Genomic DNA, 23793 nt, shown 5'->3' on the forward strand with positions numbered 1-23793 from the left:
GGGCAGGGTCCCAGCGGATCGATATGGATCAACAGGTGGACGTCGTCGTCGTCGGCGGGGGGTCGACGGGTTGCGGCGTCGTCAGGGATCTGGCGCGACGGGGGCTCGATACGGTCCTCGTCGAGAAGGGAAACCTGACACACGGGACGACCGGACGCATGCACGGGCTGTTACACAGCGGGGGCCGATACGCCGTCTCCGACCAGAAGAGCGCCCGTGAGTGTATCGAAGAGAACCGCGTGCTCCGCGACATCGCGGGCCACTGCGTCGAGGAGACTGGCGGGATGTTCGTCAAGCGGCCGGAGGACTCCGAAGAGTACTTTCAAGAGAAACTCGAGGGGTGTCGCGCGTGCGACATCCCCGTTGAGGTGATCGACGGCGAGGAGGCTCGGCGGCGCGAACCGTACCTCGCGCGCGACATCGACAAAGCGATCGCGCTGCCCGACGGCGCGGTCGATCCGTTCCGACTCTGCGTGGCGAACGCGGCCGACGCGAGAGAACACGGCGCTCGGATCGAGACCCACGCGCCGGTCACCGACGTGCTCGTCGAGGACGGCGAGGTCGTCGGCGTCGAGGTCGAACACGCCTCCGGCCCCGGGAAACGGGTCCACCGCAAGCCCGGCACGACCGAGGAGATCCGCGCACGCCACGTCGTCAACGCGACCGGCGCGTGGGCCGGCCGCGTCGGTGAACTGGCCGGCGTCGACGTCGAGGTTCGCCCCTCGAAGGGCGTGATGACCGTGATGAACACCCGGCAGGTCGACACCGTTATCAACCGGTGCCGGCCGAAGGGCGACGCGGACATCGTCGTCCCCCACGAGACGGCCTGCATCCTCGGCACGACCGACGAAGAGGTCGACGACCCCGAGGACTACCCCGAGGAGGACTGGGAGGTCGACCTCATGATCGAGACGCTCTCGGAGCTGGTTCCCGCGCTGAAAGACGCCCGGACGCTGCGGTCGTTCTGGGGCGTTCGGCCGCTCTACGAGCCGCCGGGCACCGGCACCGAAGACCCGACGGACATCACCCGCGACTACTTCCTGTTGAACCACGACGAGCGCGACGACCTCCCCGGTATGACGACCATCGTCGGCGGGAAGCTCACCACCTACCGGATGATGGCCGAGTCGATCTCGGACCACGTCTGTGAGCTACTCGGCCACGAGGCGACCTGCGACACCGCCGACGCGCCGCTCCCCGGCTCCGAGAACCCCGCAAAACTCGATCAGTTGATGGACGAGTTCGGGCTCCGATCGCCGGTCGCCCGCCGATCGGGCCAGCGGCTCGGCTCGCGCGCGGAGGACGTGCTTTCCGGTGCCGATCCGAACCCGGTCGTCTGCGAGTGCGAGGGCGTCACCCGCGCGGAAGTGCGAGACGCGATCGGCGAGGCCGGCAGCGATCTCAACGCGGTCCGCCTGCGCACCCGCGCCTCGATGGGGAACTGCCAGGGCGGCTTCTGCACTCACCGGATCGCCGCCGAACTGGCTCAGGAGTACCCGGAGCCCGTCGTCCGCGACGCGGAAGACGAACTGTACCAGGAGCGCTGGAAGGGCCAACGGCACGCGCTGTGGGGTCGACAGCTCTCGCAGGCGATGTTGAACCACCTGCTGCACGCGACCACGATGAACCGCGACGGCGACCCCGCGTCGCTCGACGCCGAGGTCGACTTCGGAGCCTTCGACGCCGGAGCGGGCGCGGGCGGAACGGCCGGCCCCGGCGAAGGTGGCGATACCGGAACCGCGGCGACTGACGGCGGCCGCGCAGCTGACGACGCGGGTGTCGATGGCGGCCGCGCAGTTGACGACGCGGGCGTCGATGGGGGGATCGATGGCGATCGATAGCGAGGTCCTCGTCGTCGGCGGCGGGCTGGCGGCGATCACGGCGGCGATCTCGGCGTCCCGCGAGGGCGCCGACGTGCGGCTCGTCTCCCACAAGGCGAGCACGCTCCGGCAGGCGTCCGGGCTGATCGACGCGCTCGGCTACGTCCCCGCGACGGAGCCCGCGAAGCCGCTCCGCGAGGGGCCGCCGACCGCGGGTCGCGAACTCGACCGCGACGAGTGGCCGGATCCGGACGGACCGCTCTCGGACCCCTTCGAGGCGATCGATCGGCTCCCCGAGACGCACCCGTACCGGATCGTCGGCGCCGACGCGCTGCGGGAGGGGCTCGACCTGTTCGACGAGCTCGCGGGCGACGCGTACCGCGGCGGCCACACCGACCGCAACGCCCTCCTACCGACGTTCGGCGGGAGCGTGAAGCCGACCGCGCGGTATCCGGCGGCCGCGGAGGCGGGGCTCGCGAGCGACGACCGGCCGGCGCTCATCGTCGGCTTCCGGTCGCTCACCGACTACGACGCCCGGGCGTTCGCCGGGCGGTTGGAGGCGGCGGGCGTCCCGTTCGACGTCGCGGGCGCCGAGGTCGAGTTCGCGGAGGCGTTCCGCGCCGACGCGAAGATCACCCGGCTCGCGAAGGCGCTCGACCACGACGAGGAGATAGACGGGACGCCCGCGCGAGAGGCCCTCGCGAAGGCCGTCGCGCCGCACCTCCACGACGTCGTCGACGAGGAGGGCGGGGTCGACCGCGTCGAGCGCGTCGGGTTCCCGGCGTTCCTCGGCGATCAGGAGGGCGAGGCGGTTCGCGCCGAACTGGCCGACCGGCTCGGCGCCGACGTGTTCGAAATCCCGATGGGGCCGCCGAGCCTGCCGGGGCTCCGCTTAGAGGACCGGCTGTACGACGCGCTCGACGCCGAGGGCGTCCGATTCGAGACCGGCAATCCCGTCGTCGGGATCGACTCGGCGGCGGACGGAACGATCGAGGCGGTCTCGGTCGATCGAAAGGGCCGAGAGGTCCCGTACAGCGCCGACGCGTTCGTGCTGGCGACGGGTGGGCTCGTCGGGAAGGGGCTCGACTCCGACCGCGAGGGCGTCCGCGAGCCGGCGTTCGGCCTGCACGTCGAACAGCCCGCGGACCGCTACGAGTGGTTCGTCGACGACGCGTTCGGGGACCAGCCGTACGCGCGGTTCGGCGTGCGGCCCGACGAGCGCGGGCGACCGCTCGACGCGGACGGCGCGGTACAGTACGAGAACGTCTTCGCGGCCGGCGGGGTCGTCGGCGGCGCGGACGTGGCGAGAGAGAAATCCGCGAGCGGGGTGTCGCTCGCGACCGGCCTCGTGGCCGGACGACAGGCGGCGACGGAGGCGAACCAATGACACGACACACGGCGGACGACGACGAGCGCGGGGAGTCGAACGGCACGGGCGCGGCTGACCGGACGACGAGTGACGTCGACGGCAACGGGCCCGCCGAGCGCCCCGCCACGGACGGCGGCGTCGAGAGCGCGACCGGCGGGTCGGACTCGATGGAACTCGATCCGGACGCCTACGACCCGGTCGACGTGTTCCCCGGCGGCGACCTCGACCTGCGGGAGGGCGCCGACTCCTGTTACAAATGCACGAGCTGTGACACCTCGTGTCCGGTCGCCGAGGTCGACGACGAGTTCCCGGGCCCGAAGTTCCAGGGGCCCGAGCAGTGGCGGCTCAAGCGCAAGGACGACCACGACATCGACGAGTCGATCATGTCCTGTTCGAACTGCATGCGCTGTGACGACGCGTGCCCGTCGTCGGTCCCGCTCTCGCAGATGCACAACGAGGCGCGCGGGCAGTTCGTCGAAGAGCAGATGGAGAAGCTCTCCGTCGAGTACGTCCGCAACCGGATCTTAGCGAACTACCGCACCTCCGCGCGGCTGGCGAGCATGTTCCCGAAGACGGCCTCGTTCGCGATGAACTTCGGGCCGGTCCGCTGGGCGATGGAGAAGACGATGGGCATCCCCAAGGAGCGCGACTTCCCCGAGTTCGCGACCGAAACGTTCCGCGAGTGGTGGAAGGCCCGCGGCGGCGCGCAGGTCCAGAACCCCGACAAGCGCGTCGCGTACTTCCACGGCTGTTACTCCAACTACAACACGCCCGAGGTCGGCAAGGCGATGGTCCGCGTGTACGAGCACTTCGGCTACGAGGTGATGGTGCCGCCGCAGGGATGCTCCGGCACCCCGATGTTCGCGAACGGCATGCTGAAGGACGCGCGTCGGCACGCGGAGACGAACGTCGAGAACCTCGTCGAGGCCATCGGCGAGGGCGCAGACGTGATCGCTTCGTGTACGTCGTGTTCGATGTCGCTCCGGCAGGAGTACCCCGAGCTGTTCGACATCCACGGGATCGAGGACCTCTCGGAGCACACCTTCGAGGCGCTGGAGTACCTCCGGATCCACGAGGACCTCGACGGCGAACTGGCGGGGAGCAGCCTCGCCGACGAGCAGTCGTTCGCGTACCACGCGCCGTGTCACGCCCGCAACCAGGGCCTCGATCGGCAGGCCGTCGAGACGTTCCGGGACGTCGACGGTGTGAACATGGAGGACGTCGGCGACTCCTGTTCCGGCATCTCCGGGACCTACGGCTGGAAAGAAGAGAAGTACGAGAAATCGATGGCGATCGGCGAGGAGATGTTCGAACACATGGAGGCCGCCGAGGGCGACGTGGGGATGACCGAGTGTCCGACCTGCGCGATGCAGATGGAACACGGGACGGGCTACGAGATCAAACACCCGCTCCAGCTGCTCGAAGAGACGGTCGTCGCCTGAGGCACGACCCGCCGACCGGCGGACGGTATCGCGGGCCGGTGGCCGTTTTTCAAACCGGATAACCGCGAGCGAACGCTTATGCACGGAACCGGCCTGCGTCGGAGTACGTGACGCTCGAACAGCTCCTCGATCGCTTCGACGGTGTCGAACGGTCCATCGTCGTCGTCAACCGCACGGATCCCGAGCCCGTGTTGAACATGCTCGTCGATACGTTCGGGGACGACGCGGTGGACGTGATCGGCGAGAGCGTGACCGCCGCCGACCGAGGAGACGCGAACGGCCCCGTGATCGACGTCGACGCGCTTCGACGGAACGACGCCGTCCCGTTCGACGGCACCGATTCCGAAACCATCGAGAACCTCGTGTTGCTCGTCGAGGGCGACGAGGTGATCGCCGGGTCGACGCTCGGCGAACTGGGCGACGCGGTGCTGTTCGTCAACTCCGACCTGTACATCACCGGCACCCGGTCGCTCGACGACGTCGATCTGCCCGCGGTTATCACCGGTCTCGACGACACGGCGTTCACCCTGCGCGGCTACCCCGAATCGAACCGGCAGAAGCTCCTGCTCATCACCATCTCGCGGTTCATCGAGCGCGCCGCGTGGGTCGCCGGCGACGGGATCATCCGGTCGTCGTTCCAGCGGCTCTCGCGGATCGACGACGAGGTCGGCACCCGAGACGTGTACGAGCGGGTCGCCGCGGCGGGCGTTGACACGCACCTCTACGGAGAGCTGGACGATGTCCCGAGCGACCTCGACGCCGTGATCCACGGAGGCGATTCGCGGGACTTCACCGACAGCTGGTTCGTGGTGTATCGACCGCCCGGCGGGCCGCAGTCGGTCGGCACGAGCGCCCCGGACAACCTGAAACGCGGGCTCGAAGGCGGCGTCGGCCTCCTCGCCGTCGAAGCGAAGCCGCGAGTCTGGCGCGGGATCTGGACGTTCGACCCGGACCGCGTTCGGGCGATGAATCGGTACATCGAGCGGAATCTGTAGCGCGGTTGATCGTCCCCGGCTCCTCCCGTCTCATTTAATTCGCTGAGTCGCAGACACTCCCGTATGGACGAACTCGCGGACTTGACCGAGGAGCTGGTCGCGATCCCCTCCCACGAAGACGAGACCGCCGCCGGCGACGCCATCGAGGCGTGGCTTCGCGCGGAGACCGACGCCCGCGTCGAGCGGGACGCCGTCGGCAACGTGCTCGCTTATAAATACGACCCGACGGACGGTGCGGACGGTCCCGCCGACACCCTCGCGCTCGTCGGCCACCACGACGTGGTGCCGCCGGCCGACCGTCAGACGACGGGCGAAGGGATCACGGGCGAGTACGTCGTCGAGCGTCGTGACGGTCGGATATACGGACGCGGCGCGGCCGACATGAAGGGCGCTGTGGCGGCCTGCATGCTCGCCTTCCGGGACGCCGAGCCGCCGGCGGGTCGGGAGTTGGCGTTCGCCTCGTTCGTCGGCGAAGAGATCGGTGGGACCGGCGCGCGTCACGCGATCGACGAGGGGTTCGACCCGGACCGCGCGGTCGTCGCCGAGGGGTCGACCGGCTATTCGAAGCCGGGCGTCACCGACGTGGTCGTCGCGCACAAGGGCCGGCGCGCGTCGACGCTCGTCGCGCGCGGGGAGGCGGCACACGCCTCCGAGCCCGAACTGGGCGTGAACGCGATCTACCGCGCGAGCGACGCGATCGATATCGTCAGAGAACTCGACAAGCCGGAAGCGACCGTGTTCGGCGAGACCGTCTCGGGCTCGCTCGCCGTCACGATCGTCGAGGGCGGCGAGACGTGGAACGTGATCCCCGAGCGCTGCGAGGTGACGATCGACGAGCGGACGGTCCCGGGCGACCGAGCCGATCTCGGTCGCGTCGCCGAGGCGGTCGAGGGCGTCGAGTGGGAGGTCGAACAGGACCTCCCCCCGATGGGCTGTGAAGACGACGCGTTCGCGGAGGCCACCCTCACGGTCGCCCGCGCGGTCCACGACGAACTGGGGCTCGACGCGCCCGAGCACGTCATCAAGCCGCACGCGACCGACGCCGGGTGGCTCGCGGTGGCAGGCACGGAGTGTCTCGTCTGCGGTGCCTCCGAGTCCGGCGAGGCCCACACCGACACGGAGAGCGTCGGGATCGACGTGCTGGATCGGTGTTACCGGATTTATAAGGGCGTCGGCGAGCGCGCGTTCTGATCGCGCCGCGCCGCGCGTTAGCGGCGCCGCGAGCGACGCGGTATGGAAGGGGTTTTATGCGCCCCGCGGAAACTGTGGGCTACTATGGGAGACAAATCGAAGGCTCAAAAGAAGCGTCTGGCGAAGGCCGAGCGCCAGAACACCCGCGTCCCCGCGTGGGTCATGATGAAGACGGACATGAACGTGACGCGAAACCCCAAGCGGCGCAACTGGCGCCGGAACGACCTGGACGAATAAATGAGCACGAGTGATTTCGAGGAGCGCGTCGTCACCGTCCCGCTCCGCGACGCCAACGACAAGCCGGTACAGCAGCGCGCCGACTACGCGATGAAGATCGTTCGCGGTCACCTCGCGAAGCACTTCTCCGTCGACGAGGACGACGTCGTGCTCGACACCTCGGTCAACGAGGCCGTGTGGGCGAACGGTCGCCAGAACCCGCCGAGCAAGCTCCGCGTTCGGGCGGCCCGGTTCGTCGAGGACGGCGAGCCCGTCGTCGAAGCCGAGTACGCCGAATAACGTGTTACGGGCGACCTTCACCGGCTCGTCGTACGTGGGCGTGTTCGCCCGCGCGATCGACGACCTCGTGTTGGTGCGACCGGACGTCGACGAGGAGTTCGCCGAGGCGCTCGGCGAGGAGCTGGGCGCCGAGCCCCTCCTCACGACGATCGGTGGTTCCAACACCGTCGGCTCTCTCGCGACGGGCAACGAGAACGGCGTACTCGTCTCCGAGCGGGCGACCAAGCGGGAGAAATCGCGGATCGCCGAGGCCGCTGACTGCGAGGTCCGCGAACTTCCCGGCGAGATCAACGCGGCCGGGAACGTCGTCCTCGCGAACGATTACGGCGCGTACGTCCACCCGGACCTCCCGCGCGAGTCGATCGTGACGATCAGAGAGGCGCTGGGCGTGCCCGTGGTCCGCGGGGACCTCGGCAACGTCCGAACCGTCGGCACCGCCGCGGTCGCCAACAACACCGGCGTCCTCTGTCACCCCCAGTCGACCGAGTCGGAACTGCAGGACGTCGAGGAAGCGCTCGACGTCCGCGCCGACCTCGGGACGATCAACTACGGCGCGCCGCTGATCGGATCCGGGCTCGTCGCCACCGACGTGGGCTACGTCGTCGGTGAGGACACCACCGGCCCGGAGCTCGGGCGCATCGAGGAGACGCTCGGCTTCATCGACTGAGCCGGCCGCTCCTTCAGCGTCGCGTTCCCATTCTCGGCCGCCGCTCTCCCTCACACTCGTAGCGACAGTGGAGCTTCCGTGACGGCGCTCCGGACGCGGTCCACGAGCCTCGTTCTCACCCTTCGCCTCGATCGTTATCGGCACGATCCGACCGCGACGGCGGTGCTGCCGGCCGGATGGCCGATCGAGGATCGGCTCTACTTTTTAGGAAGATACTTCCCTGTCCCTACCGGATCGGTGAACATGAGTACCTACACAGTGAGTGGACAGTTCCAGAGTCGAGACGGCTTCCAGCCCTTCACGAAGGAGGTCGACGCGGAGAACGAGGACCTCGCCCGCGAGCGCATCTACACGACCGTCGGAAGCCAGCACAACCGGAAGCGCACCCAGATCGAGATCGAGGAGGTGACCGCGGCATGATGGGCGGCGGACAACAGCAGCTCCAGCAGCTCTCCCAGGAGCTGCAGGCGCTCGACGAGGAGATCGAGACGCTGGAGTCCGAGATCGACGGCCTCCGTGAGGAGCAGTCCGACATCGACGATGCGGTCGAGGCCATCGAGACGCTCGACACGGGCGCGACGGTGCAGGTCCCGCTCGGCGGTGGCGCCTACGTCCGCGCCGAGGTCCAGGACATCGACGAGATCATCGTCTCGCTCGGCGGCAACTACTCGGCCGAGCAGGAGCAGGACGACGCCATCGACGTGCTCCGCCGCAAGCAGGAGGCGCTCGACGAGCGCATCGAGGAGACGCAGGGCGAGATCGACGAGCTCGAGTCCGAGAGCCAAGAGCTCGAACAGCAGGCCCAGCAGATGCAACAGCAGATGCAGCAACAGCAGATGCAGCAGATGCAGCAGGCGCAGAGCGACGAGGAGTAACGACGAACCGTGTTCGACGGACTGAAAGACAAGCTCTCGGGGTTCCGCAAAGACGTCGAAGAGAGCACCGACGTCGAGGACGCCGAGGAGCCAGACGAGCCGGAGTCCGCGGGAACGACTGAGAGCGGCGCCGCCGAGCCGAACGCCGAGGCTCCGGCCGAGCCGAGCGAAACGGTCGACGCCGACACGCGCGACGAGGGTGACGGTACCGACGGCAGCGACGACAACGAGCCCAGCACCTTCCAGCGCGCGAAGGCGTTCGCGACCGGTCGGATCATCATCGAGGAGGAGGACTTAGAGGAGCCGCTGTGGAACCTCGAAATGGCCCTCCTCGAAAGCGACGTGGAGATGAGCGTCGCCGAGCGCATCCTCGACACCGTGCGCGAGAAGATGCTCGGGGAGTCGCGAAAGCAGGTCGAGACGACCGGGGAACTGGTCGAAGCGGCGCTCCACGACGCGCTCCTCGACGTCATCGCAGTCGGGCAGTTCGACTTCGAAGACCGGATCGCCGAGGCCGACAAGCCGGTCACCATCGTGTTCACCGGCGTCAACGGCGTCGGGAAGACGACGAGCATCGCGAAGCTCTCCGAGTGGCTCGCGGACCGCGGCTACTCGTCGGTGATGGCGAACGGCGACACCTACCGGGCGGGCGCGAACGAGCAGATCCGCGAGCACGCAGATCGGCTCGACCGTGAGCTGATCTCTCACGATCAAGGCGGCGACCCGGCGGCCGTCATCTACGACGGCGTGGAGTACGCGGAGGCCAACGACATCGACGTCGTCCTCGGCGACACGGCCGGGCGGCTCCACACGAGCGACGACCTGATGGCGCAGTTGGAGAAGATCGACCGCGTCGTCGACCCGGACATGACCCTGTTCGTCGACGAGGCCGTCGCGGGCCAGGACGCCGTGAACCGGGCGAAAGAGTTCAACGACGCCGCGGCGATCGACGGGGCCATTCTGACGAAGGCCGACGCCGATTCCTCCGGGGGCGCCGCGATCTCCGTGGCGTACGTCACCGGGAAGCCCATCCTCTTTCTGGGGACGGGACAGGGGTACGACGATCTCACCCTGTTCCAGCCCGAAGAGCTGGTGGCGAGCCTGCTCGGCGAAGACTGAGCCGACGCCGTCGGCCTCGCCGGTTCTCGCCGCGTTCTCACCGCTTTTTCGAACTCCGGACGGTCTCTGACGAACACGTTCGGGGAACGGCCCATCCGGACCGAGCCGCTACCGAACGGTGGAGATGTTCGACGACGTCGACACCGACCGGCGGCCGGTAGTGCTCATCTGGGAGGTGACCCAGGCGTGCGGACTCGCTTGCCGTCACTGCCGGGCCGACGCGAAGCCGGCGCGCCATCCCGACGAACTAACGACCGCGGCGGGGAAACGGCTCCTCGATGCCGCCGCCGAATTCGGCGACGGCCAACTCGTCGTGCTCTCCGGCGGCGACCCGCTCGCTCGAGGGGACCTGCCGGAGCTCGTCGCGTACGGCGACGAGTTGGGCCATCGAATGACGATCACGCCGAGCGGGACGGCGTCGCTCACCCCGGATCGGGTCGGCGAGCTCGTCGACGCCGGAATCGAGCGGATGGCGCTTAGTCTCGACGGCTCGACTCGCGACCGACACGATCGGTTCCGCGGCGAGGAGAGCTTCGAGAGCACGATGTCGGCGGCGGCGGCCGCCACCGAGGCCGGCGTGCCCGTCCAGATCAACACGACCGTTTGCGCCGAGACCGTCGATGATCTCCCGACGATCCGCGACCGCGTCCGGGAGCTCGGCGCCGTCCTCTGGAGCGTGTTCTTTCTCGTCCCGGTCGGCCGCGGGCGCGTCCTCGATCCGATCGCCCCGGACCGCGCCGAGGCGGTGATGGAGTGGCTCCACCGGGTTGCCGCCACGGAGTCATTCGGCGTGAAGACGACTGAGGCGCCGTTTTACCGGCGTGTGGGCCTCCAGTCGGACGCAGACGACCGAGCGGCCCGTCGGCGCGGCGGGATCACGGCGGGGCGCGGGTTCGCGTTCGTGAGCCACACGGGCGACACGTACCCGTCCGGGTTCCTCCCGCGCTCGGCCGGCAACGTCCGCGACCGATCGGTCGTCGATATCTACCGGAACGCCGATCTGTTCGCGTCGCTGCGCGATACTGACCGATTGAAGGGCAAATGCGGCGCCTGCGAGTTTCGACGGGTCTGCGGCGGAAGCCGATCCCGGGCGTACGCGGTGACGGGCGATCCGCTGGAGAGCGATCCGCTCTGTCCGTATATTCCAGACGGATACGAGGGCGAGCTACCGCCGGCGGTACGAGCGAACGAACGGCGCGGCGACGCCGCGGACTGACGCGGAAGGCGGTCGGGTGTCGTCGCCATCATCGGCGATGCGGGTGCCGAGACCGCCCACGAGACGGTGCTGGCTTGTGATCGCCTCCGTGACGCGATCGAGCGCTTCGCACACGGCATTGGATCGACGACCGAAGCCGCTCAACTGCAGCCGGTATTGCACAGAGTTCGACGCACGGCCGAACACGGGGGGAATATCGTCGAACTCGGCCACCAGCACGCGGTAATAGATTATTAGGCTAGGGCTGGACGTAGAACCGAACAATGAGTGAGCGAACTGAAACCGCGGAGGTCGTCGTCGTCGGCTGCGGCCCCGGTGGCGCGGTCCTCGCCTATCTCCTGGCCCGGAGCGGGGTTGACGTCGCACTCGTCGAGCGCGCCGCCACGTTCGATCGCGAGTACCGAGGGTTCGGCTGGAATCCCGGTGTGGTCCGTCTGTTCGACGAGATGGACCTCCTTGACGACGTTCTTGCACTGGCTCACGAAACCGTCACCACCGGCGCGCTCTCGCTGTACGGCGAGGAGATCACGGTTCTCGATTTCGACCTGCTCGATACCGACTATCCGTACGCGCTGATGATGGAGCAGCCGGCGCTGCTCGAACGCCTCGTGGACCGCGCCAGTTCTTACGACAACTTCACGTTTCACGCTGCGACCACCGTGAGGAACATCCGCACCAACACCGCAGATGGGAGTCGGGAGGTCGCAGCCCGCGACCGAGACGCCGACGAGGATGTCGCGTTCGAGACGCAGTGCGTTGTCGGCGCCGATGGTCGATACTCGACAGTTCGCACCAGCGTCGGCATCGATCCCGGACTGTTCGAATCGCCGATCGATCTCGTGTGGTTCAAACTCCCCCGTGGCACCATCGATGCACCCACACAGGGTCGAATCGACCGAGACGGTATCCTTCTGTACTTCGGTCTCGACGGCGGCGATATCCAAATTGGATACCTCGTCCGAAGCGGTGAGTGGCCCTCGATCAGGCACGCCGGGTTCGACGCATTCCGGAAGCGGATCGCCGAAGTAGACCCGCAAGTCGCCTCTGTCATGAACAGACAGTTAGACGGATTTCGTGGTACCAGTCTCCTTGACGTCGCCCCGGGTATCGCGGACACTTGGAGCACGGACGGAGTTCTTCTCATCGGTGACGCCGCACACACGGCAAGTCCCATCGGCGCACAGGGAAACCCGCTCGCCGTCGAAGACGCCGTCGTTGCTCACAGTCTCCTCGTCGAGGCACTCGCTGCCACGGACGGCGTTCTCGAACGCAAAGTCCTCCGTGAATTCGAGGCTCGACGACGTACACACGTCGAAGAGATCATTTCTCAGCAGCGACGCGCCGCGACCGCTCTCGCGTACTGGCTCGATTACGGCGGCGCCGTCCCCCCAAAGCTCGTTCGTGGGATGACGAAAACGGCCAGATCGCTACTCCCACGTTCGAGGTCGGCGCGGAGCGCGATCGAACGGTTCGCACTCGGGCATCGTTCGGTTTCGGTCGATCGGTCTCACTTCGTTGATTAATCTGCTGTCAAGTGACATCCTGCCCGCTGCAAACGGCGGGGTTCCCCTACGAGGGAATCCGGCTTGGAAGGTTTCAGCCCGACTGCGCCGAGAGCGTCATCCGTTCGAGTCTCGGACCCGACTCTCGGTTCGATCCCTCAGGAGAGGAGTTCATCGAACGGCCGTTCCGACCGCAAGGTCCGGTGAGAACTCTCAACAGTCAGCAGATTCCGGCATGGATCCGTAGGTACAGGTAAAACAGAGACCGGTCAGTGCGGACTCTGTAGAAATCGGCTCGAAATCTCGTTATCGATTCGGTCTGGCCGCTCCATTTTCGACGGACGTCAAGCGCATCCTGTAACGGCGCGTCCGCATCTTCGAGAAGGCCTGCCGCTGTGAGATTCAGAATCGCGCAGCCCCCGGTACATCGCGGGTCAGCGTGCGTGATCTGTAGTCATCTCAACCGAACCTAGAATCGGAATACAAATAGCCGAATGGTCGTAACGTAACATATCCAGATGGCAGAAAACAGCGGACCCAACCACCTGCCCAGTCAACCGGTTATTGTTCACGAGAACACGCATCAGAACGAGATTCCAGAGAATATCGACTCAGACCTGTACACGACCGATCGCCCGACTAACTCGTTCCACGAATTCAAAATCGAGCCTGACGATGAGCTCGTTGAAGCACTTCGCAACAACGGCTACACGGTAGAATTCAGAGAGCGATAACGAACGCGACCTGTCCTTTCAGCGACTAGCGATCGCGCTGAAGAATACCGGTTTTCCTGGGCGGACTACGAGCGCTCGCCGATTGATACGTACGACGCGTAGTTCCCGGTGAAGTCACCGGAGTCACGATCTTCGATTTGCTGGATACGTTACTCTCCCGGTTTCGTGGCTGTACGTAGATACTCTCGGTACTCAGCCCATGCTTGGTACATCTCCACCCGTTCCTCTTCCGTCATCGTATCGTGTTCGTCCGCATCGTAAAACGGGAGTTCCTCCTTTTCCGGCATCGTCATCACTTGCCCGAGCGGGTAGAGTTGCTCGTAGTAGTTCTCCAACACCCAGTCTTCGCCGTGTTCGTCGACGGCTTTCTGAATGTACGGGGCGGCTTCCGGGTACTCGTCAGCGAGTGACTCAATCATTGGATGGCAGGTGGTGGAAGGGATATGTCGGGTCCGCGCATCTACGGGTACTGGTCAGGCGTCGGCGAATTCAGCGAGCGAGTAGTTCCGGCTGTCACTGTTCCATTTCCCGACACCGATCACGCCTCCAGCGTGCGGTTGTCTGGGTCTACGCTTCTGTAGGCTGCGTATAGTAAAAGGCTCTCGTGGTGTCGCTCCCCCATGGCCGAACCACAGTACACTCGTCGTGGGACACTCCGAACGGTCGGGAGCGGGTTCGCGGTCGGCTCGCTCGCGACGCTCGGGACCGGGACGGGCGCGGCGACTCAAACTACCGCCGAAACCGTGATCGTCAACGTCGGATACGCCTCGGAGAGCGGCCGACGTGCCGCGCTCTCTCGCGCGTCAACGGTGGACCACGAGTTCGGCTTCGACGCGCTCACAGCCCGGATACCCGAGTCGGAGATCGACACGCTGGCGGCCCACCGCGACATCCGGTATGTCGAGGAGGACCGCACCCTCGGTGGCATCGTTACGCCGCAGATTCAGCCCCGCCAACAGGTCGGGGAACATCGAGTCCCGTACGGCGTCTCCGTGACGGGGGCCGACGCGGCCGCGGAACGCGGCTACACCGGTAGCGGAGCGGACGTCGCAGTGCTCGACACCGGCATCGACAGCACACACCCCGACCTCGCGACGAACCGGGGCAAGGGGACCGCGTTCGTTCCGGGCGTCAGCGATATCGAGGAGCTCGGCTTGCCCGCTGGCCAGGACGACGACGTCCGCGTCTCGCACGGCACGCACGTCGCCGGCGTGGTCGGCGCGAACGACAACGACACCGGCGTCGTCGGCGTCAGTCCCGCGGCGACGCTTCACGCCGTGAAAGTCCTCGTCGGCGTGCTCGGCGGCGGCTCGGCAGCAAGCATCGCGGCGGGCGTGGAGTTCGTGGCTGATCAGGGATGGGACGTCGCGAACCTCAGCTTAGGGAAGTCCGGACAGATCGACGTGCTTGCGGACGCGGTAACGGACGCTTACGAGCGCGGAGTCCTCTTGGTGGCGGCGGCGGGAAACGACGGTCTCCTCGAAAACGACCCGCCCGCGAGTGACGCGGAATCGACGGTCTCCTACCCGGCGGCCTTCGAGGAAGTTATCGCCGTTGGCGCGACCGACCGGAACGACGAACTCGCGGCGTTCTCCTCGGTTGGTCCGGAGGTCGAACTCGTCGCCCCCGGCACGGACGTGCTGTCCACGGCCCTGCCGATCAACATCTACTCGAACGCAGAGGAGCCGTTCAACCGCTACATCGAGCTATCCGGGACCTCTTTCGCGGCTCCACACGTCGCCGGCGCGGGCGCATTGCTGATGGGTGACGCCGACCTCTCGAACGTCGAAGCCCGCGAGCGCCTCCGAGAGACCGCGGCCGACGTGGGCCTGCGTGAGGTCCAACAGGGCCACGGCCGTCTCGATGTCGCGGCCGCGCTCGGCGTCGAGTAAGGTGAGCTTTCACAAGGAGGACGGGACGGCTCGTGCGTCGACACCGCCGTCGCCATCCACCGTAACACCGACTTGCAGTCCGTCCACCGGGAGCCGGCGACAACGGTCCCGGTGTGCTTCCGCGGAGGCAGTCGGTCGGCACGCAACTGCGCCCGCCACTTTTCGGGCGGATTCGCGATCTCGGCCGGACGACAGCCACAGTCGAGACGGTGGCCGTACCCGATCCGGCTGGTGGCGTTGGAGTAAACTCCAGTCAATAGACGGGACACCAGCACTCGCCGGGGGCATCTACAGCGAGATGACACTGCGCGTTTGAGCGATGGCCCATCTTCATCGCAGATCACCCCGAGTTGCGGGGTGAATCGCGCGACCGCGAGGGGAGGCCTTTCGGAGCGAATTGGTCGCCAGAAAATCGTGATTTTGAGACGCGCGAATCGGTCGAAGCCGGTCGGATCGATGGCGGCGTAGTCGGTGCGTTTCTCGGCGTGTTAGCCGAGAAATGCACGCCACGTCTTCGTCGGAATCCGCTCGAACCAGTTCCGTAATCACAACAGACCAAGGCGGATAGTTGCGAAACGCGTCTATCCGGTTCTGCTGGATACTTTCGGTGTTGATCGATAGCCGTCCTCAACGCTAGATACAGAGACACACTATTCCACGACCATCGAGTACTCCTCCGTTTCTGTCAGAGGTGCGTTGTGTATGTACGGGCGGTTTTCAATTCCAAAGGCTTTATCGGCCCTATATTGCTACTCGATAGCATGGTGTATAGTGGGAAGTCAATTTCTGTTTTATGTGTGGATGATGAACCCGGTCTCGCTGACCTGACGGCCACTTTTCTGGAACGCTTCGATGAGGACTTCTCCACGAGTACCGCCGAAAGCGCACAAGAGGGTCTGGACTACCTCGACGAGAATCACGTTGACTGCATTGTGAGTGATCACGATATGCCTCGGATAGATGGTCTTGAGTTTCTGCAAGCAGTCCGGGCAGCGAATCCCGAGCTTCCATTCATCTTGTTTACTGGCCGTGGATCCGAAGAAATCGCCAGTGACGCGATTTCGGCGGGAGTGAGCGATTACATGCAGAAAGAATCGGGAAACAACCAGTACGCCGTCCTTGGCAAGCGGATACGGAACGTCGTCAACAGATACCGGTCACGCCTTCAAAAGCAAGAAGTCGAAACGAGAGCCGAAACGATTCTGGAAGCCTCGCCCGACGCGATTCTGGTCAGCGTCAACAGCGAATTCGTCTATGCCAATACTGCTGCTGCTACCCTCTACGACGTTTCCGAGAGGTCTGACCTGCTTGGCCGGCAGGTTGGTGAATTCATCCATCCGGATTACCGCGACGATGTCGACCGACAATTGCAAGCGGTCGAATCCGGAGAACAGCCCACCGACCACATTCCACGGACACTGTTGACGCTCGAGGGCACAGAAATCCCCGTCCAAGTCACCGCTCGACACGTGATGTGGGACGGCGATCCCGGTGTCGTTGCAATCGTCCGCGACCTCTCACAGCAAGAGGAGTATATTCGCCAACAGGAAAGATACGAAGCGTCGTTCCACGGCGCCTTCGACGCGATGGTCGTTGCAGATGACGAGGGGCGGTATATCGAAGCGAATCAGGGTGCGTGTGAACTGTTCGGGTTGGAGAAAGAGGAACTTCTCGGCCGGTCGATAGACGAATTCATTCCCGAAGACTATGACTTCGCTGAAGCATGGCTGAATTTCGAAAAAAATGTCATAGATAGGGGGACGCTTGAGATAATCCGTGACGATGGCGAAACACGAATCATCGAATACGCCGCGACAGCGAATATCGTCACCGGGGAGCATCTCTCGGTGCTTCGTGACGTAACCGATCGGGACAATCGAGAGGACGTACTCAGAGAGATGTACAACATCATCTCGAACCGCAGCCAGCCGTTCGAGGAGCAGGTCGAGGCGCTGATCGAGTTAGGTCGACGGGAACTCGACGTCGCCTACGGTACGCTCTCAGAGATTCGAGGCGACGATTACATCTTCGAGATCGTGGCTGCTGACGACGATAGCATTCAGGCCGGCGATGTCGTTCCTGTGTCGGCGACGAACTGTGAGATCGCCGCGAATACCGAACGGACACTCGTCCTCGGTGACGTTGAACGAGACGCACCTGAGGAAACGGATCGCGCTGGGTACGCTGAATGGGGAATCTCCTGCTATCTGGGTGCGCCTGTCTTCACCGACGATGACGTGTACGGAACATTTTGTTTCTACGATACCGAACCACGTGGAGGACAGTTCTCCGAGTGGGAAGTGACGCTCGTCGATCTCATGAGTCGCTGGGTCAGCTATGAACTCCAACGCCAGCAAGCGAATGTTCGTCTCAAAGAGCAGAACGAAAAGCTAGAACAGTTCGCGTCGATCGTCTCGCATGACCTACGCAATCCCCTGAACGTGCTTGAGGGGTCACTCCAACTCGCCGAGGAAACCGGTGACAAAGAGAACTTCGAGCGGTGCTACCGTGCGAAGGAGCGGATGGAGACACTCATCGATGATCTCTTGTCGTTGGCTCGTGCGGGGGCGATGATCGACGAGAGGGAGTCAGTATCGCTCGCCTCACTCGTCGAAGAATGTTGGCAAGGAGTCGGGGTAGAGACTGGAACACTCCAGCTCGAATTCGATTCAGCAACAGAGGTTTATGCCGATAGAAGTCGACTTCAACAACTCTTTGAGAACCTCATTCGGAACGTGTTCGACCACGGAAGCGACGATAGCACTGTGATCGTGGGTGCGCTTGACGACGGGTTCTACGTCGAGGATGACGGCCCCGGGATCCCAGAGGACGACCGACCGAAGGTTTTCGAGGGTGGGTATTCGACGGCAGAGAACGGTACCGGGTTCGGTCTCGCGATTGTGAAAGAGATCGTCGATGCCCACGAGTGGGAAATTCACGTGACTGACTCGGAGACGGGTGGGGCTCGCTTCGAGATCACCGGCAGCGACATTAAGCGATGAATTCGCACGCTTCCACATCAACCAATCCGGCTACTCCACGGTACAACTGAAGAGCACCTATCGCAACCAAACTGTGTCTTGCTGACCGACGTTAGGAAGTGCGCTTGACAGTTTCGTCGGTAGGATCGACGAAAGACGGGTGTTCGAGGTCGTGTAGGAGCGCCCGAACGAAGATCTGACTTGTTCCTCTTTGGTGACAGTCTGATCGAGTTTTGTCCCATTAATCGCAAGAAGGAGGTGGGGTTAACCCGTCGCGGGTTGAAATCACCTCTCTAAAAACTGATCGTATTTATAAAGGCCCCCGCTCCGTACTGTGATTCTAAATCAACCCGAAGAAGGATGGGCGCTGCAGGCTTCTGTTCGACCGTCGAACGAGTCGACTTTCGAGGCGTGAGGCGGCTGAATTCGGACGACTCAGTATTTCCACTTCTGTCCGATATGCTGATACTACGGGAGTTTCAGTGCAAAATGCAGAGTGTGTTTCGGTATCAACCGTATCATTTCAGGCGTACGCTCCGCTATAACACGACGAGCGCAATTCCGACGCTCGCGCTACCGAGTAGTACCACAACAATCACTCGGGCAATCTGTTTCGCACCAGCTATCGACGTTACTGCAACGTATACAGATAGCTGTACCACCGTCGCTACCACGATTCCAATTCGGGTAGTGCTTGCTGAAAGAGATAGGTCAACGGAATTGACGAGGGCAAGAATGACCGCGACAAGGCCGCCGATCGCTAACGCTGATCGAATTCGAAACGGAGTATTCAATTCGCTCGTTGGTGGTTCACGATTTCGAGTACGAAACCAGAGACCCCCTGTTACGAGGAATCCTACCCCGGCCATCGCCACGAACGGAACCACGAGTGATTTGGCAAGTGCAGGGCTGACGATGGCCACGACGATGAAGTTACGTAAGAACAGCATCGTCGACGCGATTGCGGCTGCGACCGTGTAGGCAAGATCGAACTCCGGATGACGCCGATACTGTTCGGTGAGTGATGTGATCGTCATTCCGGGGGACACGGCGCCCCCCAGTGCTCCCGTGACGCCGATTGCAGTCCCCGGATCGACTACCTTGGATAGGAGGTACCCGAGAAAACTCAGTCCCGCGACGAACACCACGACCAACCAGACTTGTCGCGGGTTCACTCCGAACAGTACGTCGAGGCGCTCGTCAGGTAAAACCAGCAAGACGAGGAGAAGAGCGGAAAACTCAGCTGCCGCTCTGAGGTCTTCCGGGTCGATGCAGTCTCTCATCTCGTTCCAGCGAGTGCTCATCGCTTACTTTCAGAGTTGGAATCTCCCGTCGGTCGGTCCGTTCGGTCGAGCAACTCGACGGTTCCGCGCTCGCCGTCGATTCGAATTCGCTCGCCCGTTCGGATTTCGTCGGTCGCGTTCGCCACCGACACCACGGCCGGGATACCGTATTCACGTGCGACCAGTGCGCCGTGAGTCATCCGGCCACCAACCTCCATCACTAACCCGGCCGCATCCTGGAACAGCGGTGTCCATCCAACATCCGTAGAGGGGGCAACGAGAATCTCGCCCTTCGACATCGACTGTTCAGACGGATCGTGCATCACCTTGGCAACTCCTTCGACCACACCGGACGAGACTGGCGTTCCGGTAAATACGTGTTCCGAGGGTGAACCATCTCTCTTGCCTGTCGGTGTCTCTCCTTCGCTCGTGAGAATCGGTGGTGCCCTCATTGACGCATATCGCTGGTGAGTATCACGCCGTTCGGTGATGTCCACATCGAGTGTTGACTCACTATCGAGTGCATCCAACAACTCCCGTTTCCGGAGGAACCAGACGTCCTCTGGGTGTTCCAATACACCAGCCATAGCGAGTTCAGTACCCGCATCGGAGACACAGTCGTGTACGGCCGCGAGAAACCGCGCAGATCCGTGCTTGTGATGCTCTCGGAGCTGAATTCCCCCTCGGTATACGTGGATCAACTGCCCAACAATCGGCCGTTTCACGGGACCGAAGAGTCCTCGACTGGCGCGATTCTCAATTGTCTCGGCGGCTTCACCTGCGTCCTGTTTCAGTTGAGCCAAGTGTTTGCGGTGTTCCCCCTGATCGCTACTCCGAAGATTACTCCGGATCGTCTGGAAGAGTATCGAAGGGTCGTCTCGCCAGCGTGGTCGGCTCAGGTCTATCTCGTTACTCGCCCGGAAGCCAAAGTCGTCGAGGAACGTCTCGAATGCCGCCACAAATTGCTTACCGCCATCGATATCTTCGATCTCTGAGAGTGAGGATTCTTCTCGAATCGCCGCTTCAACGTCGGGATGTTTCCTAGCAGTGTCTGCGAGGTCGCCGAGCCGCTGATTGATTTCGGTGGCGATTTCGTCGTCGAATCCACGGCTGAGTGCCGTAAGTTCGTCGCCTGCGTCTGGGTATAGCCGTTCCAGTACATTACCCGCCACGACGCCGGCAAGGAGATACGGCATCGACTTGCTTCCTACCGAAGCGGCAAGGGTACCGAGGTCAGTTCCCTCAAACGCCACTCGAATACGCTCGCTCAAAGATTCGGGGTGGGAGACACGAGTCGCCATCTTTTCTCCCGCCCGTTCGACACCAGCACGGACGCGCTCGGCGTCGGGTGGCCCGAAAAGGAACGGCTTGAGGAGGCCGGCCAACAGGTGTGGTGCGTTTGAAACAGCGAGTGGGAGGAAGCGTCGGCTCATGCGACCGAGCTTTTGAAGCCTGTTCGTGAGCGTGTCGTGGGAAACTGTATCGTCGTGTCGGTCGAGGATATCTTCGAGTGCACGCGTCGCGGGTTCGCTCATCGAGTCGAGGACGCGAAGAGCGATCTTTCGTGTTACTTCTCCTCGTAGAAGCGGGGTGAGGTCCACATACACTCGGTGTCCGGCTTCGACTGCGAACGATGGCTCAGATTCGGCGGACTGGAACCGAGCAACAGATCTGTTTACTGTTTCCCGCATCCAATCGACGACCAGTGGTGGGAGTGCCTCGGCCATCGCTTGCTGGTGACCGATACTGAAGTAGATGTGCAGCTGGTCATCGGCTGGCGCTGGTGATGGGAGCGGATACAAAGAGGTGATCGGACGTGACTGGAGCAGCAAGAACTCGTCATCGACGAGTGCCCATTCGATGTCCTGTGGGCTGCCGAGTAGTTCTTCGACACCTCCCCCGAGCTCTACGAGCTTTCGTAGTTGGGGATCGGTCAACGCCCGGCTCTCGCGGCGTACCGTAGATACCTCTTCCAGCGATGGCTCGTCTCGGCCGTCCTTCCCCAAGCGGAGCGCGAGGTGTTTTTCGCCGACTTCGTATTCGAGTACTTCTCTAGTTCGCCGGTCAACACGTGCGTTGTCTGGGGATACGTCTCCGGCGACCACCGTATCGCCAAGTCCATAGTTAGCGTCAATCGATGCGATGTGGCGATTGCCGGACACAGGATCGGCGGTGAAGAGCACTCCGGCGACCTCCGGTTCGACCATCGTCTGCACGACGACCGCCATCCCTACCTCAGAGTGCGAGACACCGTTCCGGAGCCGGTATGACACTGCCCGCTCCGTGAAGAGGCTCGCTATGCACTCCTGAACGTATTCGGGAACGTTTTCCTGGTCGATTCCGAGGAACGTCTCGTGCATGCCGGCGAATGACGCCGTCGGCAAATCTTCGGCCGTCGCACTCGACCGAACGGCGTACGAATCGGCATCGAGCGTGTCTACTGCATTCAAGATAGCCCGTTGGACGTCCTCGGGAATCTCCCGCTCCCGGATCTTCGTCCTGAGTTCCTCACTCTTCGTAGCGATTTCGTCCGCACGCTCCGGGTCGAGTTCCGCTAACGATTCGATCTCTGCCCGGATGTCGAGCTCGTCGACGAGAACCTGATACGCGGCAGTCGTCACACACGCTCCAGCGGGGACTGGCATGCCCGCTTCGACTAAGCGAGCGAGATTTGCACCTTTACCGCCAGTGAGATCGATATTTTTCGCGTCTGCTTCGTCCAGCGAGATGACAAAGCGCGGGTCGCGTACCTCTGATAGTTCGGTCTCCGGCATCTAATTATCCCTCGTAATTACACGGTGTTGATCTGTAACGGAGCAGAGTTCCATAGCGCCCTATTGCCCAGGAGAGGTGTTAGACTGGTGCCTAGTACTAATGGCCGTTTATATATGAAATAGGGGGCTGCGTTGTTCGGGGGTCTCGGGCCGTGCTCAGAGTTCCAGTGCGCCGAATATTCTCGCTTCGATTTTCTGGAGGTGTTCGCTCACTGTCGGCACTGCGAGTTCGAGTTGTTCGGCGATGTCTCGGTGGGTCGCCCGCCGAGGAACGTCGTAGTACCCGCTGGCGAGTGCGACGTCTAGTACTTCTCGCTGTCGGTCGGTCAACAAATCTGTCATCGATTTCGGATCCTCGATGTACGGACCGATTCGTTCGACCGATATCTCGATCGCTGCCGGAATTTCGTCCAGTACTCCCGTGATTTCGCTGTTGGTTTCGCCGACTATGGTGAGCTTGAGCTGCCCCGCTTCTGTCGCCTCGATCGGGAAGTCGAAGAACACGCCCTGCTCTCGACGGAGTTCGAGAATCCGCCTGATGGACGACGGCGGTCGGGCGTGCACAAACACGAGTCCGACGTTCGCGTCCTGTTCGGAGATACTGAACCCGAGGACGTCCTGTTCAGCCGAGAGGATTTCGCGCGCGTGCGGTAGGTTGCCCCGAATCCGGCCGAGGAGAACGAACGTTCCATCTTTGAGGAGGGAGAGATTGAAGATTCGCTCCCGTCGCACTCTCGATTCACTGGTGAACAGATGGTCCACAGGATGATCCGTCGGGGGTGAGACGAGGACTGTCACCGATCTCATCGGCGTACCACCTGACCCAGGGGTTCACTGAATGGGTAGCCTCTCACTCTCAAACTCTGCATTTATACTACTATTGAAGCTAGGCGGTTGCTTAGCCTTCACTATCGCATTCGGAATTCAGCTTCTAGGTGGTGGCCTCCTTGAGTTACTCCCGTTCTGGTGCATTTTCGTCGTAGTATTTTACAAGGAGATCGAGATAAACCAGTTTACACGTGAGTGCGACACCCCCTCCAAGGGCCGCTATCCGCGGGTCGCGCTTGTAGGCTCCGTACAGTCCATAAAAATACGCAACGGCGTTCAAGACGTTGAGAACGCCAGGGAGACTCGTCTCGAACACCCCGTGGCCCTCCGCTAACCACAACTGCTCCCCGAGGACACTTCGACTAATCCACGCATCCTCCGTTTCCGGTTCGGGGAAGAGTACCGGATTGATGACCACATAGAGAAGAGTCAAGCCAACCATCCGCCAATCCCGACGATACAGTCCAAGGAGGAGTACTGGTCCCATTGGAAGTCGCGTATAGCCACTCCACGGATTCGTGTGCCGTGCCCAGAAGTCCTCACTCAGGACGTCTGTGAGAGCCATAACGTCACTTACGCGAAAGCCTCG

Annotated in this window: 21 protein-coding genes and 2 pseudogenes; 16 read left to right on the top strand and 7 right to left on the bottom strand. The window is 63.3% G+C overall.

Going from position 1 to position 23793, the window contains the following annotated elements; all coding sequences use genetic code 11:
* The first annotated feature begins 23 nt into the window (after positions 1 to 23).
* The 13 genes from glpA to C461_RS04135 all read left to right on the top strand — a co-directional run bounded on the left by glpA (position 24) and on the right by C461_RS04135 (position 12733).
* The gene (gene glpA / locus C461_RS04075; RefSeq protein ID WP_007998899.1) at positions 24 to 1841 is read left to right on the top strand and encodes an anaerobic glycerol-3-phosphate dehydrogenase subunit GlpA; all 1818 of its coding nucleotides are present in this window, start codon (positions 24 to 26) and stop codon (positions 1839 to 1841) included.
* Positions 1828 to 3207, top strand: a complete 1380-nt coding sequence (gene glpB, locus C461_RS04080; RefSeq protein ID WP_049906340.1) for a glycerol-3-phosphate dehydrogenase subunit GlpB — start codon at positions 1828 to 1830, stop codon at positions 3205 to 3207. The genes glpA and glpB overlap by 14 nt, the downstream gene beginning before the upstream one ends.
* The gene (locus C461_RS04085; RefSeq protein ID WP_007998901.1) at positions 3204 to 4631 is read left to right on the top strand and encodes an anaerobic glycerol-3-phosphate dehydrogenase subunit C; all 1428 of its coding nucleotides are present in this window, start codon (positions 3204 to 3206) and stop codon (positions 4629 to 4631) included. The genes glpB and C461_RS04085 overlap by 4 nt, the downstream gene beginning before the upstream one ends.
* Before the next feature lie 107 nt (positions 4632 to 4738).
* Positions 4739 to 5626 carry a hypothetical protein gene (locus tag C461_RS04090; protein WP_007998902.1) on the top strand — a complete coding sequence of 296 codons (888 nt, stop codon included), beginning with the start codon at positions 4739 to 4741 and terminating at the stop codon, positions 5624 to 5626.
* 63 nt (positions 5627 to 5689) lie between these two features.
* Entirely contained in the window at positions 5690 to 6817 is a 1128-nt protein-coding gene (locus C461_RS04095; protein WP_007998903.1) for a M20 family metallopeptidase, read from the top strand.
* 84 nt (positions 6818 to 6901) lie between these two features.
* Complete coding sequence (locus C461_RS04100; protein ID WP_004050128.1) at positions 6902 to 7054, top strand: 50S ribosomal protein L39e; 153 nt, start codon at positions 6902 to 6904, stop codon at positions 7052 to 7054.
* Positions 7055 to 7333, top strand: a complete 279-nt coding sequence (locus tag C461_RS04105; protein WP_007998904.1) for a 50S ribosomal protein L31e — start codon at positions 7055 to 7057, stop codon at positions 7331 to 7333.
* A gap of 1 nt (position 7334) precedes the next feature.
* Positions 7335 to 8000: a translation initiation factor IF-6 gene (locus C461_RS04110; RefSeq protein WP_007998905.1), complete on the top strand. Its 666-nt coding sequence runs from the start codon at positions 7335 to 7337 to the stop codon at positions 7998 to 8000.
* Positions 8001 to 8243: 243 nt separating this feature from the next.
* Entirely contained in the window at positions 8244 to 8420 is a 177-nt protein-coding gene (rpl18a, locus tag C461_RS04115) for a 50S ribosomal protein L18Ae (protein WP_049906342.1), read from the top strand.
* The gene (pfdA, locus tag C461_RS04120) at positions 8420 to 8875 is read left to right on the top strand and encodes a prefoldin subunit alpha (protein WP_007998909.1); all 456 of its coding nucleotides are present in this window, start codon (positions 8420 to 8422) and stop codon (positions 8873 to 8875) included. The genes rpl18a and pfdA overlap by 1 nt, the downstream gene beginning before the upstream one ends.
* A 9-nt stretch (positions 8876 to 8884) precedes the next feature.
* Complete coding sequence (gene ftsY / locus C461_RS04125; protein WP_007998910.1) at positions 8885 to 9994, top strand: signal recognition particle-docking protein FtsY; 1110 nt, start codon at positions 8885 to 8887, stop codon at positions 9992 to 9994.
* Between the two features lie 124 nt (positions 9995 to 10118).
* Positions 10119 to 11210 (top strand): radical SAM protein, encoded by a 1092-nt coding sequence (locus C461_RS04130; RefSeq protein ID WP_007998912.1) that lies wholly within the window; start codon positions 10119 to 10121, stop codon positions 11208 to 11210.
* Positions 11211 to 11473: 263 nt separating this feature from the next.
* Positions 11474 to 12733, top strand: coding sequence for an FAD-dependent monooxygenase (locus tag C461_RS04135; protein ID WP_007998914.1), 1260 nt, complete (start codon positions 11474 to 11476; stop codon positions 12731 to 12733).
* Positions 12734 to 13055: 322 nt separating this feature from the next.
* Here C461_RS04135 and C461_RS16040 read toward each other — a convergent pair.
* Positions 13056 to 13163, bottom strand: a pseudogene (locus C461_RS16040) (ADP-ribosylglycohydrolase family protein); the annotation flags it as partial.
* Positions 13164 to 13230: 67 nt separating this feature from the next.
* Between C461_RS16040 and C461_RS16045 the strand changes: the two are divergent.
* A complete protein-coding gene (locus C461_RS16045; protein WP_080506244.1) occupies positions 13231 to 13446 on the top strand; it encodes a hypothetical protein in 216 nt (71 codons plus the stop codon).
* Positions 13447 to 13595: 149 nt separating this feature from the next.
* Here C461_RS16045 and C461_RS04140 read toward each other — a convergent pair whose 3' ends face one another.
* Complete coding sequence (locus C461_RS04140; RefSeq protein WP_007998916.1) at positions 13596 to 13865, bottom strand: hypothetical protein; 270 nt, start codon at positions 13863 to 13865, stop codon at positions 13596 to 13598.
* A 201-nt stretch (positions 13866 to 14066) separates the two neighbouring features.
* Between C461_RS04140 and C461_RS04145 the strand changes: the two genes are divergently transcribed.
* Positions 14067 to 15338, top strand: a complete 1272-nt coding sequence (locus tag C461_RS04145) for a S8 family peptidase (RefSeq protein ID WP_007998918.1) — start codon at positions 14067 to 14069, stop codon at positions 15336 to 15338.
* A 434-nt stretch (positions 15339 to 15772) separates the two neighbouring features.
* On the opposite strand, the pseudogene C461_RS15295 reads toward C461_RS04145, so the two are convergent.
* Positions 15773 to 15883 (bottom strand): annotated as a pseudogene (locus tag C461_RS15295) (IS5/IS1182 family transposase); the annotation flags it as partial.
* A 216-nt stretch (positions 15884 to 16099) separates the two neighbouring features.
* Between C461_RS15295 and C461_RS04150 the strand changes: the two are divergent.
* A complete protein-coding gene (locus C461_RS04150) occupies positions 16100 to 18340 on the top strand; it encodes a PAS domain S-box protein (RefSeq protein ID WP_049906281.1) in 2241 nt (746 codons plus the stop codon).
* A 518-nt stretch (positions 18341 to 18858) separates the two neighbouring features.
* Here the strand turns inward: C461_RS04150 and C461_RS14990 are convergent.
* The 4 genes from C461_RS14990 to C461_RS04165 all read right to left on the bottom strand — a co-directional run bounded on the left by C461_RS14990 (position 18859) and on the right by C461_RS04165 (position 23769).
* The gene (locus tag C461_RS14990) at positions 18859 to 19602 is read right to left on the bottom strand and encodes a DUF4010 domain-containing protein (RefSeq protein WP_007998922.1); all 744 of its coding nucleotides are present in this window, start codon (positions 19600 to 19602) and stop codon (positions 18859 to 18861) included.
* 17 nt (positions 19603 to 19619) lie between these two features.
* The gene (locus C461_RS04155) at positions 19620 to 22376 is read right to left on the bottom strand and encodes a PEP/pyruvate-binding domain-containing protein (RefSeq protein ID WP_049906283.1); all 2757 of its coding nucleotides are present in this window, start codon (positions 22374 to 22376) and stop codon (positions 19620 to 19622) included.
* Positions 22377 to 22532: 156 nt separating this feature from the next.
* Positions 22533 to 23183, bottom strand: coding sequence for a helix-turn-helix domain-containing protein (locus tag C461_RS04160; protein WP_080506246.1), 651 nt, complete (start codon positions 23181 to 23183; stop codon positions 22533 to 22535).
* A gap of 145 nt (positions 23184 to 23328) precedes the next feature.
* A complete protein-coding gene (locus C461_RS04165; protein ID WP_152418307.1) occupies positions 23329 to 23769 on the bottom strand; it encodes a DUF6653 family protein in 441 nt (146 codons plus the stop codon).
* Positions 23770 to 23793: the final 24 nt, after the last annotated feature.

Origin of the sequence: Halorubrum aidingense JCM 13560, assembly GCF_000336995.1 — an archaeon.
GTDB lineage: Archaea > Halobacteriota > Halobacteria > Halobacteriales > Haloferacaceae > Halorubrum > Halorubrum aidingense.

What these genes read in the sequence shown, in the direction of transcription:
- glpA (WP_007998899.1), top strand. Translation starts at nt 24, where the DNA reads ATGGATCAACAGGTGGACGTCGTCGTCGTCGGCGGGGGGTCGACGGGT.
- glpB (WP_049906340.1), top strand. Translation starts at nt 1,828, where the DNA reads ATGGCGATCGATAGCGAGGTCCTCGTCGTCGGCGGCGGGCTGGCGGCG.
- C461_RS04085 (WP_007998901.1), top strand. Translation starts at nt 3,204, where the DNA reads ATGACACGACACACGGCGGACGACGACGAGCGCGGGGAGTCGAACGGC.
- C461_RS04095 (WP_007998903.1), top strand. Translation starts at nt 5,690, where the DNA reads ATGGACGAACTCGCGGACTTGACCGAGGAGCTGGTCGCGATCCCCTCC.
- C461_RS04100 (WP_004050128.1), top strand. Translation starts at nt 6,902, where the DNA reads ATGGGAGACAAATCGAAGGCTCAAAAGAAGCGTCTGGCGAAGGCCGAG.
- C461_RS04105 (WP_007998904.1), top strand. Translation starts at nt 7,055, where the DNA reads ATGAGCACGAGTGATTTCGAGGAGCGCGTCGTCACCGTCCCGCTCCGC.
- rpl18a (WP_049906342.1), top strand. Translation starts at nt 8,244, where the DNA reads ATGAGTACCTACACAGTGAGTGGACAGTTCCAGAGTCGAGACGGCTTC.
- pfdA (WP_007998909.1), top strand. Translation starts at nt 8,420, where the DNA reads ATGGGCGGCGGACAACAGCAGCTCCAGCAGCTCTCCCAGGAGCTGCAG.
- C461_RS04130 (WP_007998912.1), top strand. Translation starts at nt 10,119, where the DNA reads ATGTTCGACGACGTCGACACCGACCGGCGGCCGGTAGTGCTCATCTGG.
- C461_RS04135 (WP_007998914.1), top strand. Translation starts at nt 11,474, where the DNA reads ATGAGTGAGCGAACTGAAACCGCGGAGGTCGTCGTCGTCGGCTGCGGC.
- C461_RS16045 (WP_080506244.1), top strand. Translation starts at nt 13,231, where the DNA reads ATGGCAGAAAACAGCGGACCCAACCACCTGCCCAGTCAACCGGTTATT.
- C461_RS04140 (WP_007998916.1), bottom strand. Translation starts at nt 13,865, where the DNA reads ATGATTGAGTCACTCGCTGACGAGTACCCGGAAGCCGCCCCGTACATT.
- C461_RS04145 (WP_007998918.1), top strand. Translation starts at nt 14,067, where the DNA reads ATGGCCGAACCACAGTACACTCGTCGTGGGACACTCCGAACGGTCGGG.
- C461_RS04150 (WP_049906281.1), top strand. Translation starts at nt 16,100, where the DNA reads ATGGTGTATAGTGGGAAGTCAATTTCTGTTTTATGTGTGGATGATGAA.
- C461_RS14990 (WP_007998922.1), bottom strand. Translation starts at nt 19,602, where the DNA reads ATGAGAGACTGCATCGACCCGGAAGACCTCAGAGCGGCAGCTGAGTTT.
- C461_RS04155 (WP_049906283.1), bottom strand. Translation starts at nt 22,376, where the DNA reads ATGCCGGAGACCGAACTATCAGAGGTACGCGACCCGCGCTTTGTCATC.
- C461_RS04160 (WP_080506246.1), bottom strand. Translation starts at nt 23,183, where the DNA reads ATGAGATCGGTGACAGTCCTCGTCTCACCCCCGACGGATCATCCTGTG.
- C461_RS04165 (WP_152418307.1), bottom strand. Translation starts at nt 23,769, where the DNA reads ATGGCTCTCACAGACGTCCTGAGTGAGGACTTCTGGGCACGGCACACG.